At 66.6% G+C, this 14,515-nt stretch carries 12 protein-coding genes; 4 read left to right on the plus strand and 8 right to left on the minus strand.

The window, feature by feature from the left end:
- Nucleotides 1-40: 40 nt before the first annotated feature.
- From O8I58_RS09840 to O8I58_RS09860, 5 genes are all read right to left on the minus strand, one after another.
- The gene (locus O8I58_RS09840) at nucleotides 41-901 is read right to left on the minus strand and encodes a DNA ligase (protein ID WP_298315083.1); all 861 of its coding nucleotides are present in this window, start codon (nucleotides 899-901) and stop codon (nucleotides 41-43) included.
- A gap of 163 nt (nucleotides 902-1,064) precedes the next feature.
- Nucleotides 1,065-1,940: a DMT family transporter gene (locus O8I58_RS09845; protein ID WP_298315086.1), complete on the minus strand. Its 876-nt coding sequence runs from the start codon at nucleotides 1,938-1,940 to the stop codon at nucleotides 1,065-1,067.
- A 122-nt stretch (nucleotides 1,941-2,062) separates the two neighbouring features.
- Nucleotides 2,063-3,706 carry an alpha,alpha-trehalase TreA gene (treA, locus tag O8I58_RS09850; RefSeq protein WP_298315089.1) on the minus strand — a complete coding sequence of 548 codons (1,644 nt, stop codon included), beginning with the start codon at nucleotides 3,704-3,706 and terminating at the stop codon, nucleotides 2,063-2,065.
- Between the two features lie 280 nt (nucleotides 3,707-3,986).
- Nucleotides 3,987-6,377: a TonB-dependent receptor gene (locus tag O8I58_RS09855; RefSeq protein WP_298315092.1), complete on the minus strand. Its 2,391-nt coding sequence runs from the start codon at nucleotides 6,375-6,377 to the stop codon at nucleotides 3,987-3,989.
- Between the two features lie 971 nt (nucleotides 6,378-7,348).
- Nucleotides 7,349-8,824, minus strand: coding sequence for a SulP family inorganic anion transporter (locus O8I58_RS09860; protein WP_345781305.1), 1,476 nt, complete (start codon nucleotides 8,822-8,824; stop codon nucleotides 7,349-7,351).
- A gap of 159 nt (nucleotides 8,825-8,983) precedes the next feature.
- Here O8I58_RS09860 and O8I58_RS09865 point away from each other — a divergent pair, with 159 nt between their 5' ends.
- Nucleotides 8,984-9,157 (plus strand): oxidoreductase-like domain-containing protein, encoded by a 174-nt coding sequence (locus O8I58_RS09865; RefSeq protein WP_298315095.1) that lies wholly within the window; start codon nucleotides 8,984-8,986, stop codon nucleotides 9,155-9,157.
- A gap of 364 nt (nucleotides 9,158-9,521) precedes the next feature.
- Nucleotides 9,522-10,262 (plus strand): hypothetical protein, encoded by a 741-nt coding sequence (locus tag O8I58_RS09870; protein WP_298315098.1) that lies wholly within the window; start codon nucleotides 9,522-9,524, stop codon nucleotides 10,260-10,262.
- Between the two features lie 27 nt (nucleotides 10,263-10,289).
- Here the strand turns inward: O8I58_RS09870 and O8I58_RS09875 are convergent, their stop codons facing one another.
- Nucleotides 10,290-11,183, minus strand: a complete 894-nt coding sequence (locus tag O8I58_RS09875; RefSeq protein ID WP_298315101.1) for a LysR family transcriptional regulator — start codon at nucleotides 11,181-11,183, stop codon at nucleotides 10,290-10,292.
- Nucleotides 11,184-11,268: 85 nt separating this feature from the next.
- Here O8I58_RS09875 and O8I58_RS09880 point away from each other — a divergent pair, with 85 nt between their 5' ends.
- Entirely contained in the window at nucleotides 11,269-12,120 is an 852-nt protein-coding gene (locus O8I58_RS09880; RefSeq protein ID WP_298315104.1) for an NAD(P)H-dependent oxidoreductase, read from the plus strand.
- A 172-nt stretch (nucleotides 12,121-12,292) separates the two neighbouring features.
- Nucleotides 12,293-13,129, plus strand: coding sequence for a class I SAM-dependent methyltransferase (locus O8I58_RS09885; protein WP_298315106.1), 837 nt, complete (start codon nucleotides 12,293-12,295; stop codon nucleotides 13,127-13,129).
- Between the two features lie 12 nt (nucleotides 13,130-13,141).
- Here O8I58_RS09885 and O8I58_RS09890 read toward each other — a convergent pair whose 3' ends face one another.
- Together O8I58_RS09890 and O8I58_RS09895 are read right to left on the minus strand one after the other, a co-directional pair.
- Nucleotides 13,142-13,480: a DUF3817 domain-containing protein gene (locus O8I58_RS09890; protein WP_298315109.1), complete on the minus strand. Its 339-nt coding sequence runs from the start codon at nucleotides 13,478-13,480 to the stop codon at nucleotides 13,142-13,144.
- A 162-nt stretch (nucleotides 13,481-13,642) separates the two neighbouring features.
- Nucleotides 13,643-14,509: a lysophospholipid acyltransferase family protein gene (locus tag O8I58_RS09895; RefSeq protein WP_298315112.1), complete on the minus strand. Its 867-nt coding sequence runs from the start codon at nucleotides 14,507-14,509 to the stop codon at nucleotides 13,643-13,645.
- Nucleotides 14,510-14,515: the final 6 nt, after the last annotated feature.

The following is a 14,515-nucleotide window of genomic DNA, read 5'->3' on the forward strand; positions in this document are numbered from 1 at the left end:
TGCGCGAGGCGATGCAAAGTGTTGGTTAAACGGCGCGCGCTCAGCGCAGCGGATCGGGCGGCGGCAGTTCATCGCGCACGTGCAGGAACCGGGCAAAGCGCGGCAACCCTTTGGAGGTCAACCCGTTGTAGCGATACGTCACCCACGCGCCCACCGGTGGCGGCGCGGCGCGCTGTGCATCGGTGAAGCCGCCGCCGATGCGAAAGTTTCGCCCATCGGCCGACCGCACCAGCAGCGCACCCAGCTTGCCCGCGTACTTGCCCTTGCCACCCGCATGGGCGACCACGCGCGCCTCGGCATCGTCGTAGGGCTTGTACTTGAGCAAGGCGTCGCTACGCCCGACCAGGTAATGCGCGTCGCGCCGATGCAGCATCAAGCCTTCGCCACCGGCGGCCACGACGCGGGCGAATTCGGCATCCAGCGCCGTGACGCTGGCGAAGCGCTGCTGGGCCACCATCCGCAGCTGCGGACTGGCGCTGGTGGCGACCAGCGAACGCATCCTGGCCACGCGCGCGTCGAATGGACCTGGATCGGTGGGCAGGTCGAACAGCATGAAATGCAGGTCATGCCATGCCGGGTCCGCCGGATCACCGGTGCGGATCAGCGCACTGGCGGCATCGAACTGGCCGCGGCCGATCCACAGCTCGCCATCCAGTGGCACCCTCGGCCAGCCGCGCGTGAACCATGCCGGCGCGTTGATCCTGGCCCCGCCCCGCGTCCACAACGCCTGCCCGTCCCAGCGGCCACGCACGCCATCGAGTTTCTCGCTGACCAGGTAGTCGGCCACCGCGACATGGCCGTGATAGCCGCTCGCCAGCATCAGCCGCGGCGGCTCGGCGGCAGCGACAGGACCCAAGTGCAGCAGCCCCATGCACAAGCACAGCAACACCAGTACACGCATGATCGGCGCCCTCCTTGGCTCGCCACCAGCATGCGATATCGCGCGCATGCGGCCCATCGGCCAGGTGCCCGACCGCGGGTAGGACAATGCCGCGCCCATCGAGGCGGGCGGTCACGGGCGTCCCGCCGGTGGAAATCCGCGTTCGCGAAGACTGACCCCGCCTTCAGACGATCCGGGTCTTGCGCCGCCAGCTGGTGACCTGGCTCCAGCGGATGAAGGTCACCATGCCCGACCCCAGGATCAGGGCAATGCCCACGCCGGTGATCCAGTCCAGCTTGCTGTGGAACAGCCAGTAGCCGAAGCCGATGGCCCACAGCATCTGGCTGTACTGGGTGGGCGCCACCGCGCTCACCGGCGCCAGCCGGGTGGAATACATCATCAGGATTGCGGCCAGCCCCGCCAGCAGGCCGTAGCCGGCGATCATCAGCCACTGCCATGCGGTGGGCCAGACGAAGTACGGCAGCATCAGGATGCCGCCCATCACCAGCGGGCCGATCACCCCGGCACCGTACAGGGTGATGCGCTTTTCATCCGGCCCGGCCATGCGCAGACTGATCACAGACACCGCGCCGGTCAGGCCGCAGATGATCGCGGCTACGTGGCCCTCGCTGAGCGTGCGGAAGCCCGGCCGCAGCACCACCAGCACACCGATGAAGCCCACCACCACCGCGGTCCAGCGGCGCCAGTGCACCTCTTCGCGCAGCAGCAGCACCGACAGGATGGTCACGAAGATCGGCATCAGGAAGATCAGCGCGAACGCTTCGGCCATCGACAGATGGGTGAAGGCGATCACCGAGGTCAGGTTGCCGGTGGCGCCGCAGAACGCCCGCAGCAGCCAGACCGTGGGCTTCCTGGCGATGACCACGTCGCGCCAGCGGTCATCGGGCTTCTTCAGGAACGGGACCGCGGTCAGCATCAGCAGCGCGCCGAAGAACACCAGTTCGTAGGACGGCAGCGTGCCTTCCAGCAGCTTCACGAACGCATCGCTGATGGAATAGGCCGCGTAGCACGCGAAGCCGAGCAGCACACCCTTGAACATCGAGATTCCCGCGCCTTGGAGACCGGCCCGCGCAGGCGTGCGCGGGCGACGGGGCACAGTATGCAGCGTGGCTGTGCCGGCCCGGGAACGACGCTGGCTGTTTTACGCCAGCATCGGCGCGCTCAGCGCTTGCTGCCGGGCGCTGGCGAACCGTAGAGATCCAGCAGCCGCAGGGTGACCCCGTTGGTCCAGCCGAAACCGTCCTGGTTGAGATATTCGCCTCCGCCACCGCTGGCCTTGCCGGTGGCGTCCACGTCGTACTTCTCGGTCAGCTTGTGCTCGCGTTCGAACACGGCCTGCACGCGCCCCAGGAAACCACGGCCGATCCTTTCTGCCAGCGCGTCCTGCCGGTAACGGCGCAGGCCATCGACCGCAACCCACTGCAGTGGCGCCCAGCCATTGGGCGCGTCCCACTGCTGGCCGCTGCGCACGACCGTGGTGGCGATACCGCCGGGGCGCAGCAGCTGCGCCTCGATGGTCTTGGCGGTCTGCGCGGCGCGCGTCGGCGAAGCGATGCCGGCAAACAACGGGAACGCCGTGGCCGCCGTCACCTCTGCGCGCGGCGCCCGGGTGCGCAGGTCGTAATCGGCGTAGTAGCCCTTTGGGTTCCACAGGAACTGCTCGACGGCGCGCTTGCGTGCATCGGCGCGGGCCGCGTAGTCGATCGTGCAGGCAGTCGGCTGGACCTTGCAGGCCGCGGCCAACGTGGTTTCCAGGTGATACATCAGGCTGTTGAGGTCCACCGGCACGATCTGCGTGGTGTGGATGCTGGACAGCTGCTGCGGATCGTCGAACCAGCGGCTGGAGAAATCCCAGCCAGACTCGGCAGCCGCGCGCAGATCGCGATAGACCTCGCCTGCCGGGCGGCTGTCACGTACTTCGGCCGCGGTCTTGATGTCGTGCGCCCAGGCTTCCTGGCGTGGCGTGTCGCGATCATCCCAATAGCGGTTGAGCACGCTGCCATCGGCCAGCTTCACCACGCGCGCCGAGGCATCGCCCGGCTTGAGCGCATCACTGCCACGCATCCAGTAGGCGTATTCGGCCTGCAGCTGCGGCAAGTAGCGGCGATAGACCGCTCCACCACTGCGCGCAGCCTCGTCGCTGACCATCCAGGCGAAGAACGGCGGCTGCGAGCGGCTCAGGTAATAGCTGCGCGTGCCGTTGGGGATATGGCCGTAGGTGTCGATCTGGTAGGCGAAGTTATCCAGCATCTGCCGCGCCAGATCGGCATGCCCGCTTTCGGCCAGGCCGAGCATGGTGAAGTACGAGTCCCAGTAATAGACCTCGCGGAAACGCCCGCCCGGCACCACCGTCTGCTCGGGCAGGGCCAGCGCGCTGCTGTGTGGCGGCACGTCCTTGAAGCTGCGGGTCAGCACCGGCCACAGGCCATCGATATGTGCGCGCAGCGAGGTGTCCTGGCGGATCGCCGGGACCTGGATCGGCGGATCCTCGGCGAAGTTCTCGGCCACGAAGGTCTTCAGCGCGAAGCCTGGCGTGCCACGCACGGCCAGGTAGTCGGCCTCGATCCGCGCCGGATCGCGCCGGGCGGTCATGTCGACGAAATGCTTCTGGTCTTCGAACAGTTGCCCGGTCTGCACCGCATCAAACAGCTGCGGGTACAGCTGATCGGGCGTGGCCGGCGCGGACGATGCCGCCACGGCCTGCGGAGCCGGCACCACAGAGGGTGGCGTGACCGCACAGGCGGCCAACATCCCCGAGAGGGCCAGTATCACGTTGCAGTAGAGCGAACGGCGCGTCGATGTCATGGGATTCGCAGAAGTGGCCAGAAAGAAAGCCTGACGAGTCGTGAGGAATGGAAGTGACGAGAAAATGCAATCCATGCGGGAGCCGCTTCGGCGGCGATGGGCTTTACCGGTGGCGCCTCATCGCCGCTGAAGCAGCTCCCACCTTAGAGCGGAGCTTGTGGCAATCCCATCTTGGGGACTCCGCTGGAGCTTTTTCCGATGACCCGACCGAACGGCAGCCGAGCAAGCTCAGCTCTACAGAAGATGAGCTGCTTCCGCACCGCCCGTGCCAGCGCCAGCCTCACCAGCGATACGCCAGCGACATCTGGTACTGGTGGCCAGCAATCGGCCGGCCCATGAACACGCCGCCGGTGGCCGCACCCATGACCTGGGTGTTGCCTTCGGTGAGGCCGAGCTCGTCGGTGACGTTGCTGCCGCTGGCCGTGACCTCCCAGTGGTCGCCCACGTGCAGGCTGGCACCCACATCGACGGTGTAATACGACGGCAGGATCTGCGCATTGGCCAGGTCGGCAAAGCGCTGGCCGACGTGCGAGTAGGTGGCGAAGATCTTGAGGTCGCCCATCGGCAGGGCCCAGTAGTAGCTGGGCGTCAACCGGTACTGCAGTTTCGGCTGGCGCATCACCTGGTTGCCGGTGAACTCCTCGTAGTTGCGGTAGTTGGCCTTGAGCCACACGCCGGTGCCAGCCAGTTCGAACCCGCCAAAGGGCCGGATCGCGCCTTCCAATTCCAGGCCGTAGGCACGCGAGTCGCCGTTGGTGGCGTAGCTCGTACCGTCGGCCAGGAAGGCCTGATACGGCGAGTGCTTGAACGTGTTGTAGAAGCCGGTCAGATACAGGTCGTACATCCGGCTGCCGGACTTCAGGCCAAGCTCGTACTGGTCCACCTCCTGCACCTTGTTGTTGCCGTCGCGCAGGTTGTCGAACCCCGGGAACTTCAGTCCAGAGTTGGCGCGCGCGAACAGGCTGACCTGCTCGTTGAGTTTCAGGTTCAGGCCCGCGGTCCAGGAGAACTTCTTGTCGGTCTGGTCGTAATGGGTGATGCCAGGCAGCGAGATCGAGGTGTTGTTGTCGTACAGCGTGTTCGGGTCTCCGTCCAGATCGATCGTGGCGGTGTCATGCACGTCGCCGGTGACCTTCTGCTGTTCGTAGCGCGCCCCCAGGTCCAGGCGTAGGCGGTCGTTGATTTCCCATTCGTCGGCCACGAATGCGGCCGTGTTGCGGCCTTCGAAATCCTCGCGCAGGGCGAAGGTCGAGGTGCCGGTGAAGCCGTCACGGGTGACCTGGCGGCCATCGTCCAGGGTCACATCGACCCGGCGCGCATTGTTCTCCGCAGTCAACAGCATGTTGTTGCCCAGGTACCAGGTGTCGCGCGATGAATATTTTGCGTAGTACACGCCGAAGGTGAGCGTATTGCCTTCAAACAGCTGGCGACTCAATCGCAGGTCGTTGGTGAACGAGGACAGGTGCTTGTCCACCACCCACCAGCCCGCCTGCAACACCTGTTGATTGGGGTCCACCACACCACCGCCATTGGTGTAGGTCCCGGTGCCGGTGCTGCCGAAGCTGGCGATGTAATCCCCCAGCGTGATGGGCGCGGCACCCGTGAACAGCGCATTGGTCGGTGCGTCACCGCCCATCACGTTGAAGCGGTCAGCGATGGTCCAGTCGCCCGCCTGCCAGTTCAACGAACCACCGAACAGGTCGATGTTGACGCCGCGGCCATCGGCCAGGTCGCGGGTGATGGTTTCACCGTTGGGGCCGACCGGCAGGGTCACGTGCCGGAAGTCGTTGCTCAGCAACGTGCCGGTTTTTGCATCGAGCCCGGGAAAGCTGGAGAGGTCGCTGCCGTTGTTACGCGAAATCAGCGGGATCGGCGTGTAGAACGCGTTGTTGTCGTCCAGGTGGCGTGCGTAGAACGTCACATCGCCGCTGTCCCAGCGCTTGCTCAGCGTGGCGCTGAACTGCCCGCCCTTGTCGGCATCGAACTGTGGGTCGCGCACGCCATCGGTCTTGCGGAAGAAGCCACCGGCGCTGGCATACCAGCCATTGCCCAGCGCACCGCCGGCATAGACGTCGATGCGCTGCAGGCTATCACTGCCGGTAGTGAGGCGCACGCTGCCTTCGGGCGTGTCCTGGCCGGTCTTCTGGATGAAGTTGACCGTGATCCCGGCCTGGCCGTTGGAGAAGATCGGGCTGGAGCCGCCGCGCAGAACTTCCATGCGCTCCACCGTGTCATCCAGACGGAACAGCGTGGAGTTCTCCAGGAACGACAGCGTCGGCGGCGGATACAGCGGCGCGCCGTCCAGCTGCATGGTCACGAACGGCGCATCGCCTTCGGAGGGCATGCCGCGCACGAAGATGTTGGCGCCGGTGCCACCGCCACTGGGTTCGGCCCACACCCCGGGGGTGATCTTCAGCAGGTCCGCAGTGCTCTGCGGCACCGCTTCACGCATCTGCTCCGCGGTGGCAGTGGTGATCGAGAAACTGGTGTCGCGCTTGCGCAGCCCCTTGAACTGCGCGGTGCCACTGACCACCACCGTATCCAGCGTGGTGGCGCTCTGCTCCCGCGCCGGAACCTGCCCGGCCGTGGTGTCCTGGGCGTGGACCAGCGCCGGTGCCAAGGCGGCGGCGATGGCCAGGGTCAGGCGAAGTCGGCAAACGTGCGATGTCATGAAGCGCTCCTTGTTCTTCATTGATCCGGGGTCGCACCCACGGCCATGGAGCGCCCTGATGCGGCGTGCGTGGCGATGCCCCCTGTGGCTTTCCAAGGCCAGCCCTGCGTGATGGACGCGTCCGGTCGCGTGCCTGAAAGGCAGTCGATGCGATCCGATGGGCGCCCCGATCATTGACCAGATCGCCCGCGCGGTCATTGTGCGGCGCGTCAGTCTGCATACAGACGGCGCACGATCCGCGCGGTGGATCGCATGGCATGGGGGAATGTACGCGGCGGCGCACCGTCGCATGAAAGTGAAGCGCGCAATCTGGCACGCTGACCCGATACAGGATTCGCCACGAGACAAGTGATTTTTCCCACGCGGACAGGGTTCGAGACAACGCATGGCATCTTTCAGCGAGCAAGAAGCCGATCCACCTGCCATCTCTTCATAGAGCGCCATTCAATTAAATGCCGGAGATCACAGATTGCGACGTAAATTTGAATGAACCTTCCAAGTGCTCCAATGACGGAGCAACTAAGGAGATATCAGGATGAAGTTTCGTCTTAGTTTCTTGAGCTTGACGCTCACGTCTGTTTCGCTGGCAGGCTTCGCAGGACAAGCATCGGCGCTACCCAATTGCAACGCATGTGTCCCGGCATACCACGCATGCGTGGCTTCCGGGGCATCCAACTGCGAGACGCGTTACGCCACTTGCATTGCATGGTGTCCTGAAGCCGTTGCGGTCACGCAGGCCAGAAGCCTGGTTCCCAGCACGAGCGCAACACCCACTTCCCCAGCGGTTCTCCAACCTGAAAAGAGGCTTCTTGCGGACATATCGCATTGATCATTGCGATATAAGCGGAAAACAGAAGAGGCCTCAGGATCTCCTGGGCCTCTTTCATACCCCACCGCCGCATCCTTGATCTCCAAAAGGTCATCGCTGGCGACATTCGTCCGCATCAAGGTGGCGTCAGCACCGAATCCATTCAGCCAGCGAGATCTTCCGCGCCATCGGCCAGCAGTGCGCGGGGTTGCAGGCCGATCACCTCCACCGTGCAGCCATGGTGGTCGAAGCGCGCGCGCACCTTGTCCAGCGCGGCCAGCGCAGTGACATCCCAGAAGCGCGCGGCCGACACATCCAGCTGCACGCGCGCGCCTTCGGCCTGGCGTGGATCGAAGGCATCGACGAAGGCATCGGCCGAGGCGAAGAACACCTGGCCGCGCACGCGGTAATGGTGTTCGACCGCGCCCTTCGCAGCCGCCATCTCGACATGCGCCACCTGCAGCGCACCCGCCGCCCTCCAGGCGAAGAACAGCGCGCTCAGCAGCACGCCCAGGCCCACGCCGATGGACAGGTCGTGCGAGAACAGCGTGGCGGCCACGGTCGAGAGCATCACCACGCTGGACAGGCGCGGGTGGTTGACCAACCTGCGAAGCGAACCCCAGTCGAACGTGGACGCCGAGACCATCACCATGATCGCCACCAGTGCCACCACCGGAACCTGCGAGACCCACGGCTTCAGCAACACCATCAGCACCAGCAGGAACACGCCGGCGAACAGCGTCGACAGCCGGCCGCGGCCGCCATAGCGCACGTTGCCCACGGTCTGGCCGATCATGCCGCAGCCGGCGATGCCGCCGAACAGGCTGGCGCCGATATTGGCCAGGCCCAGGCCGGCGCATTCGCGGCCTTTGCTGCTGGGGCTATCGGTGAGTTCATCGACCACGCGCGCGGTCATCATCGATTCCAGCAGGCCGACCATGGCGATGGCGATCGCCGGCCCGGCGATGATCCGCAGCGTGTCCATGTCCAGCGGCACCACGATCCCGTGCCAGCCCGGCAGGCTGGACGGCAGCTGGCCCAGGTCGGCCACGGTCTTCAGCGGCAGGCCCAGCCAGGTGGTCACCAGCGTCAGCACCACGATGCAGATCAGCGGCGAGGGAATCGCCTGCAGCCCAGGCAGCGGCACGCGCGGCAGGCCGTAGATGATCACCAGGCCCAGCGCCAGCATGGCCCAGGTCGCGATGGTCGCGCCGGCCAGCTGTGGCAGCTGCGCGCTGAAGATCAGGATCGCCAGCGCGTTGACGAAACCGGTCCGCACCGAGCTGCTGACAAAGCGCATCAGCACGCCCAGCCGCAGCAGCCCGAACACGATCTGGATCACCCCGGCCAGCACGCCGGCCGCGAGCAGGTAATGCAGCCCGTGCGTGGCTACCAGCGGCGCGGCCACCAGTGCGACCGACCCCGCCGCGGCCGAGATCATCGCCGGGCGGCCACCGGCGAAGGCGATCACCACCGAAATCACGAACGAGGCATACAGCCCTACCTGCGGATCCACCCCGGCCACGAACGAGAACGCGATGACTTCGGGAATCAGCGCGAAGGTCGCCACGGCACCGGCGAGCAGTTCGCGCACGGGTCTGCGGCGCCACTGCGCCAGTTCGGATCGGACAAGGGACATGGGATTTCCTGCGACGGCCTGGACCCGCGCGCGGACCCAGCGCGGGCAAACGGGGTGCGCATTGTGCCAAGCCGGCGCGGCGCGTGCACCGGAACATGGCCTGCAGCCTTACCCGCGCTGGTGTTTTTCAGCCATGCAGGCGTGGGGGATAATGGCCGCATGCACGCCGCCGACGATGATCCCCGCCCCGTCGCCCCCGAGCCACCGCTCCCCAGCGATTGCTGCGACAGCGGCTGCGACCCGTGCGTCTACGACCTCTATACCGAAGAATGCACCCAGTACCGGCACAGGCTGGCCCAGTGGCGCGAGCGGCATCCGGACGCCGAAGGCTAGGCGCTGGCCACAAGGGAAGGCCCGAACGATGACCGTCATGACCCGCCATGCGGTTGTTGAAAGCCCCGCGAGGGCGGGGACCCGGTGACTTCGGGTCAACCTCACTGGCGTTGACCCGGCATGCAGCGGCTGGGAAGCGCGTCGCGCCTGCGCAGTGCTTTCAACAACCGAATGACGGGTAGCGACGCGCGGAAGCGGCGTTGCTCAGCGCTGCCCGGCCACTGACTCCAGCGCGCACTGTCCGGAGCAGCAGCCGGCTTCGTCCTCATCCACGACACACAGGAACCTTGTCGTCTGTCACGGCTGCCACGCCACGCGCACGCCTACCCTGCCCACGCCCCCGAACGCTGCCCTGGAGAACGACATGCGCGTGTTTTCCCATCCTCGCTTCCTGCAGGTGTATTCGGCCGTGCTGACGGCGGTCCTGGTGGTCGGTGTCACCACCGGTGCCACGCGCGGGCCGGTCAAGGCCAGTTTCGACGAGATCACCGTGCAGAAGCTCACCCTGGTCGAACCCGACGGCACCACCCGGCTGGTGATGGCCAACAATGCCAACCTTCCCGGCGCGGTGTTCCATGGGCACCAGTACGCACATGACACGCGCAGGCAGGACGGCACCGCCGGCCTGATCTTCTACGACGCCGAAGGCAGCGAAAGTGGCGGCCTGACCTTCGGCGGACTCAAACGCCAGGACGGCAAGGTGGTCCGCGACGGACACCTGTCCTTCGACGCCTACGACCAGGACGAGCTGTCCAGCTGGAACTCGGCACAGACAGAGACGGGCACACGGACCGGCATCATGTTCAAGGACGAACCGGACTGGCCGCTGGAAGACGCATTCAAGGTGATGCAGGCCAATGCCGGTGCCAGCGAAGCCGAAAAACAGGCCGCGTTGAATACCTTCCTGGCCAGCCGTGCCCCGATGCACGTCCAGCGTGCCTGGCTGGGCCGCAACCCGGATGCCTCTTCGTCGCTGGAATTGCGCGACCGCGACGGCAAGGTGCGCATCACCGCGCGGGTGGATGCCGACGGCACGCCAAGGCTGTTGTTCCTGGATGCAAGCGGCCAGGTCACCGAGGCCTGGCCGCAGGCCACGCGCAAATAGCCCGCACGACGAAGGAACGACGCGTCACTACACCGATACGGCGATGTGCTCGCGCAGCCAGATGTGGGCCGGATCGCGATGCATGCGTTCGTGCCACAGCATCGCCATGTCGTAGCCGGCCACCTCCAGCGGCGCGTCCACGACCCTGAGCGCGGCATTGCCGCGGACCAGGCGCTCGGGCAGCAACGCAACCAGGTCGGTGCTGGCCAGCACCGACATCACGAACAGGAAATGCGGCACCGACAGCACCACGTTGCGGGCCATGCCGACCGCGGCCAGCGCATCGTCGGTCGGCCCGTTGAAGCCGCCGCCATCGGGCGACACGATCACGTGTTCCAACCGGCAGAACTGGGCCAGGGTCGGCTTGCGCTTCAGCTTTGGATGATCGCGACGCCCGGCCAGCACGTAGCGTTCGGAGAACAGCACGCGCCGGCGCAGCCCCGGCGGCGAACCGTGCACAGTGTGGAAGGCCAGGTCGATCTGGCCCTGTTCGGCCTGGTGAGCAATACGTGTCGGGGCCATGTCCAGCACGGCCAGACGAGTGCCGGGCGCAGCGGTGCGCAGGCCCGCCATGGCCGGCAGCACGATCGTCGATTCACCATAGTCGGAGGCCGCCACGCGCCATGTTCTGTCTGCCTGGGCTGGATCGAACGGCCTGGACGAGGACACGGCCTGGGCCAGCGCGGCCAGGGCTTCGCGCAGTGGCCCGCGCAGGCTTTCCGCGCGTGCGGTCGGGCGCATGCCGCGTGGTCCCGGCAGCAGCAGCGGATCGCCCAGCGTCTCGCGCAGCTTGGCCAGCTGCACGCTCACCGAAGGTTGGGACAGATGCAGCCGCTGCGCGGCGCGGGTCACGTTGTGCTCGGACAGCAGCGCATCCAGCGTGACCAGCAGGTTCAGATCCATCCGCCGCAGATCGTTCATGGCTATACCAGGAATATCAGGAATTCATTTCCACTATAGCGAGACGGTGCCTAGGGTAGACGCCTCTCCCAACGATCCCCCCGCCATGAATGTTCTGATCGTCCATGCCCATCCCGAACGCACGTCGCTGACGCACCGGCTCGCCGAGATCTCCGCCGAGGTGCTGAAAGCGCAGGGCCACCAGGTGACCGAATCCGACCTCTACGCCATGGGCTGGAAGGCGGTGTTCGACGCCCAGGATTTTCCCGAACGCGCCAACCACCAGCGCCTGTCCTTCATCGAGGAATCGGGCCACGCCTTCTCCAACGGCTGCCAGACTGCCGATGTCGAAGCAGAGCAACGCAAGGTCCTGGACGCCGATGCGCTGATCCTGGTATTCCCGCTGTGGTGGTTCGGCATGCCGGCCATCATGAAGGGCTGGATCGACCGGGTCTGGGCATTCGGCCTGGCCTATGGATACAAGGGTGCCGGCAACGCCTACCGCTACGGCGAAGGCGGCCTGGCTGGCAAGCGTGCCCTGCTGGCCGTCTCGGCCGGCGGTCCTGCCGAGGACTACGCCCCGCGGGGCATCAATGGCCCGCTGGAACAGCTGCTGTTCCCCATCACGCACGGCACGCTGTTCTTTCCCGGCATGCAGGTCCTGCCCACCTTTGCCGTCTACGGCAGTGGCCACCTCGACGCAGGCCGCATGGCCGAAACGGCCGACGCATGGCGCAGTCGCGTCGAGCGGCTGTTCGAGGACGCGCCCATCGCCTTTCGCCCCCAGAATGGCGGTGACTATCCGGACCGCCATGTGCTGGCCGACCACATCCAGCCGACCCAATCGGGGCTGACAGTCCATATCGCAAATGGCGACCCGCCCTGCGAAGCGCAGGTGGCCAACTTCGCACCCGCCCGCTGCGGCCGTTCCGAAGGACCGGAGCGAAGGCATTCGTGATTCCCGGCAACGCGAGCGGGCGTCCCCACACGACCCGCGATACGAGAGCCTGGATTTGCTTGGGATGCAGGGCGTGCCCAGCACCTGACCCGCAGCGATGCGCCGGCGCCTCAGGTAGGATGCGGGCCCCTCTTCGATCCGCGCCGCGCCTGCCGGCCGCGCGCCTGTTCCCGTGCCCCATTCGACCGCGCCCCTGCTGATCCGCTCCACTGCCCAGGCGCTGGCAGCCGCGCGCGATGCCGGCCTGCCCACGTGGAGCGGCTCGCTCGACCTGGGCCGCTCGACCGGCACGGCGCTGCTGCACGCCGACATGTGGGAATGGCGCGGTGTGCACTACCCGTATCCGGGCAAGCTCAAGGACCGCACGATTTATGCCTGGGACGGCGAGGACTTCGCCCCGGTGTCGCGCTTCGACGGCGGGCTGATCAAGCTGGTGCCCACCGACTGGGGCGTGCCCACGTTTGAAATCGACGGCATCAAGATGCTGCCTTCGGCCAAGGAGTCGCCACTGGACGATGCGCGCCGCAAGGTCGCGCTGGTCGAACCGCGCGGCAAGGTGGTGCTGGATACCTGCGGCGGACTGGGCTACTTCGCCGCCTGCTGCCTGGATGCGGGCGTGGCGCGCATCGTCTCGTTCGAGAAGAACGCCGACGTGCTGTGGCTGCGCACGCTCAATCCCTGGTCACCGGATCCGGAAACCAGCGAAGGCCGCCTGCAGTTGAGCCATGGCGATGTATCGCAGGCCATCAACAACATTGGCGACGCCTCGGTCGATGCGCTCCTGCACGATCCGCCGCGTTTCGGCATTGCCGGCGAGCTGTATTCGCAGGTGTTCTACGACCAGCTGGCGCGCGTGCTCAAACGCGGCGGCCGGCTGTTCCATTACACCGGCAGCCCCAACAAGCTCACCAGCGGCCGCGATGTCCCGCGCGAAGTCGCCAGGCGCCTGGAAAAAGCCGGCTTCACCGCGCAGCTCGCGCTGGACGGCGTGCTGGCGGTCAGGCGTTAGGGAAACCCGAAATCAAGCCCTGGCCGGGCGTGACGGGCGCACGCTCAACAGGCCCAGGTGGCGGAACCATAGTTCCAGCGGCACGGTGACCAGCGGCGGCATTGCGGCCAGCAGGCTCACGATCCAGGCCCACCACGGCCAGCGCTGACGCACGGCGGTGACCAGACAGGCCGCGACGTACAGCAGGAAGGCCGCACCGTGCAGGCGGCCGAACAGCCAGACGACCAGTTCGGTGGTGCCGGTGCCGTACTTCAGGACCATGCCGATCAGCAGGCCGGCCCAGGTCAGGCCTTCGAACAACGCGGCGGCGGCAAACAGCCGGCCCGTGGGTGACAGCGGCGGTGAACGCATGTGGAGATTCCAGTCGAGCGAAGGGAGTGCCGCGACGCGATGGCGGCGGCGACGCACGCTGGCCGGTGCAGTTTAAGCGATGGCCGCGCCAGCCCCTTGGCAGGAAGGGGAAATCCGCGCCCGGATGACCCGGATGTCATTCCCGCGAACGGCACCGCTCAATCAGCGGGACTGCCCGGTCGCCGCGTCGTTCGACAGGCCCGAAGCCACGATGTCGTGCAGCTGCAGGGCCAGGGTCTTGCGATCGGTATCGGCGCTGATCGTCACCGGCGGATGGAACGTCACGCGCACCCGCGCGCCGGACAGCGCCATGAAGTGCTTCACGTGCGCGCCGGCCTGCATCCGGCCATGGAAGGCATAGGCATCGCGGTCACCACCGGCCGCCAGCGCGCGGCCATCCACCGAGAGGATCTCCTGGGTGAAGGGCTGCAGCGTCCAGGCCCGGGCATCTGCAGGCTGGCCGAGGAACAGCGCGAACAGGCTCGACTTGAACGGCGCGACCTGTTCACCCGATGACGTCGTGCCTTCGGGAAACAGCACCAGGTCGTGATCCGGCCGCAGCTGCGCGGCCAGTGCGGCTGCCACTGCCGCCGCATCGCGCTGGCGCCGGCTGATGTAGACGGTCTGCGCCAGCGCGCCGACAAAGCGCATGCCCGGCCAGCGCTCCATGTCGTCCTTGGCGATGAAGCGCGCGGGCAGCAGGCTGCCCAACAGCACGATGTCGTAGTGCGAGACATGGTTGCCGACGAACAGCGTGCCACCTCCGGCCCGCGGCGTTCCCACCACCTCCACCTCGATCCGCAGCGCCCGGCGCAGGCAGGCGAACCACCAGCGCGGCACCACGAAGGCCGCACGTCCGCGGGTGAAGCGCATTACCAGCCACTGCACCGGCATCAGCACCAGGCTGGCCAGCAGCATCGATGCGCCCTTGCGTGCGAGCGTCAACGGACGTGGCGTGGGCCCGACCGCGGGCCGGGTGGTGGTGTTCTGCATGCGGAAGAAGTTGGCGGGCGATGCGGGCCAGGACATGGTATC

Source organism: Pseudoxanthomonas sp., assembly GCF_027498035.1.
In the GTDB taxonomy this organism is placed as follows: Bacteria; Pseudomonadota; Gammaproteobacteria; order Xanthomonadales; family Xanthomonadaceae; genus Pseudoxanthomonas_A.

Coding starts and splice junctions, on each gene's coding strand:
- O8I58_RS09840 (WP_298315083.1), bottom strand. CDS start 901: ATGCGTGTACTGGTGTTGCTGTGCTTGTGCATGGGGCTGCTGCACTTG.
- O8I58_RS09845 (WP_298315086.1), bottom strand. CDS start 1,940: ATGTTCAAGGGTGTGCTGCTCGGCTTCGCGTGCTACGCGGCCTATTCC.
- O8I58_RS09865 (WP_298315095.1), top strand. CDS start 8,984: ATGCACGCCGCCGACGATGATCCCCGCCCCGTCGCCCCCGAGCCACCG.
- treA (WP_298315089.1), bottom strand. CDS start 3,706: ATGACATCGACGCGCCGTTCGCTCTACTGCAACGTGATACTGGCCCTC.
- O8I58_RS09860 (WP_345781305.1), bottom strand. CDS start 8,824: ATGTCCCTTGTCCGATCCGAACTGGCGCAGTGGCGCCGCAGACCCGTG.
- O8I58_RS09875 (WP_298315101.1), bottom strand. CDS start 11,183: ATGAACGATCTGCGGCGGATGGATCTGAACCTGCTGGTCACGCTGGAT.
- O8I58_RS09870 (WP_298315098.1), top strand. CDS start 9,522: ATGCGCGTGTTTTCCCATCCTCGCTTCCTGCAGGTGTATTCGGCCGTG.
- O8I58_RS09880 (WP_298315104.1), top strand. CDS start 11,269: ATGAATGTTCTGATCGTCCATGCCCATCCCGAACGCACGTCGCTGACG.
- O8I58_RS09855 (WP_298315092.1), bottom strand. CDS start 6,377: ATGACATCGCACGTTTGCCGACTTCGCCTGACCCTGGCCATCGCCGCC.
- O8I58_RS09890 (WP_298315109.1), bottom strand. CDS start 13,480: ATGCGTTCACCGCCGCTGTCACCCACGGGCCGGCTGTTTGCCGCCGCC.
- O8I58_RS09895 (WP_298315112.1), bottom strand. CDS start 14,509: ATGTCCTGGCCCGCATCGCCCGCCAACTTCTTCCGCATGCAGAACACC.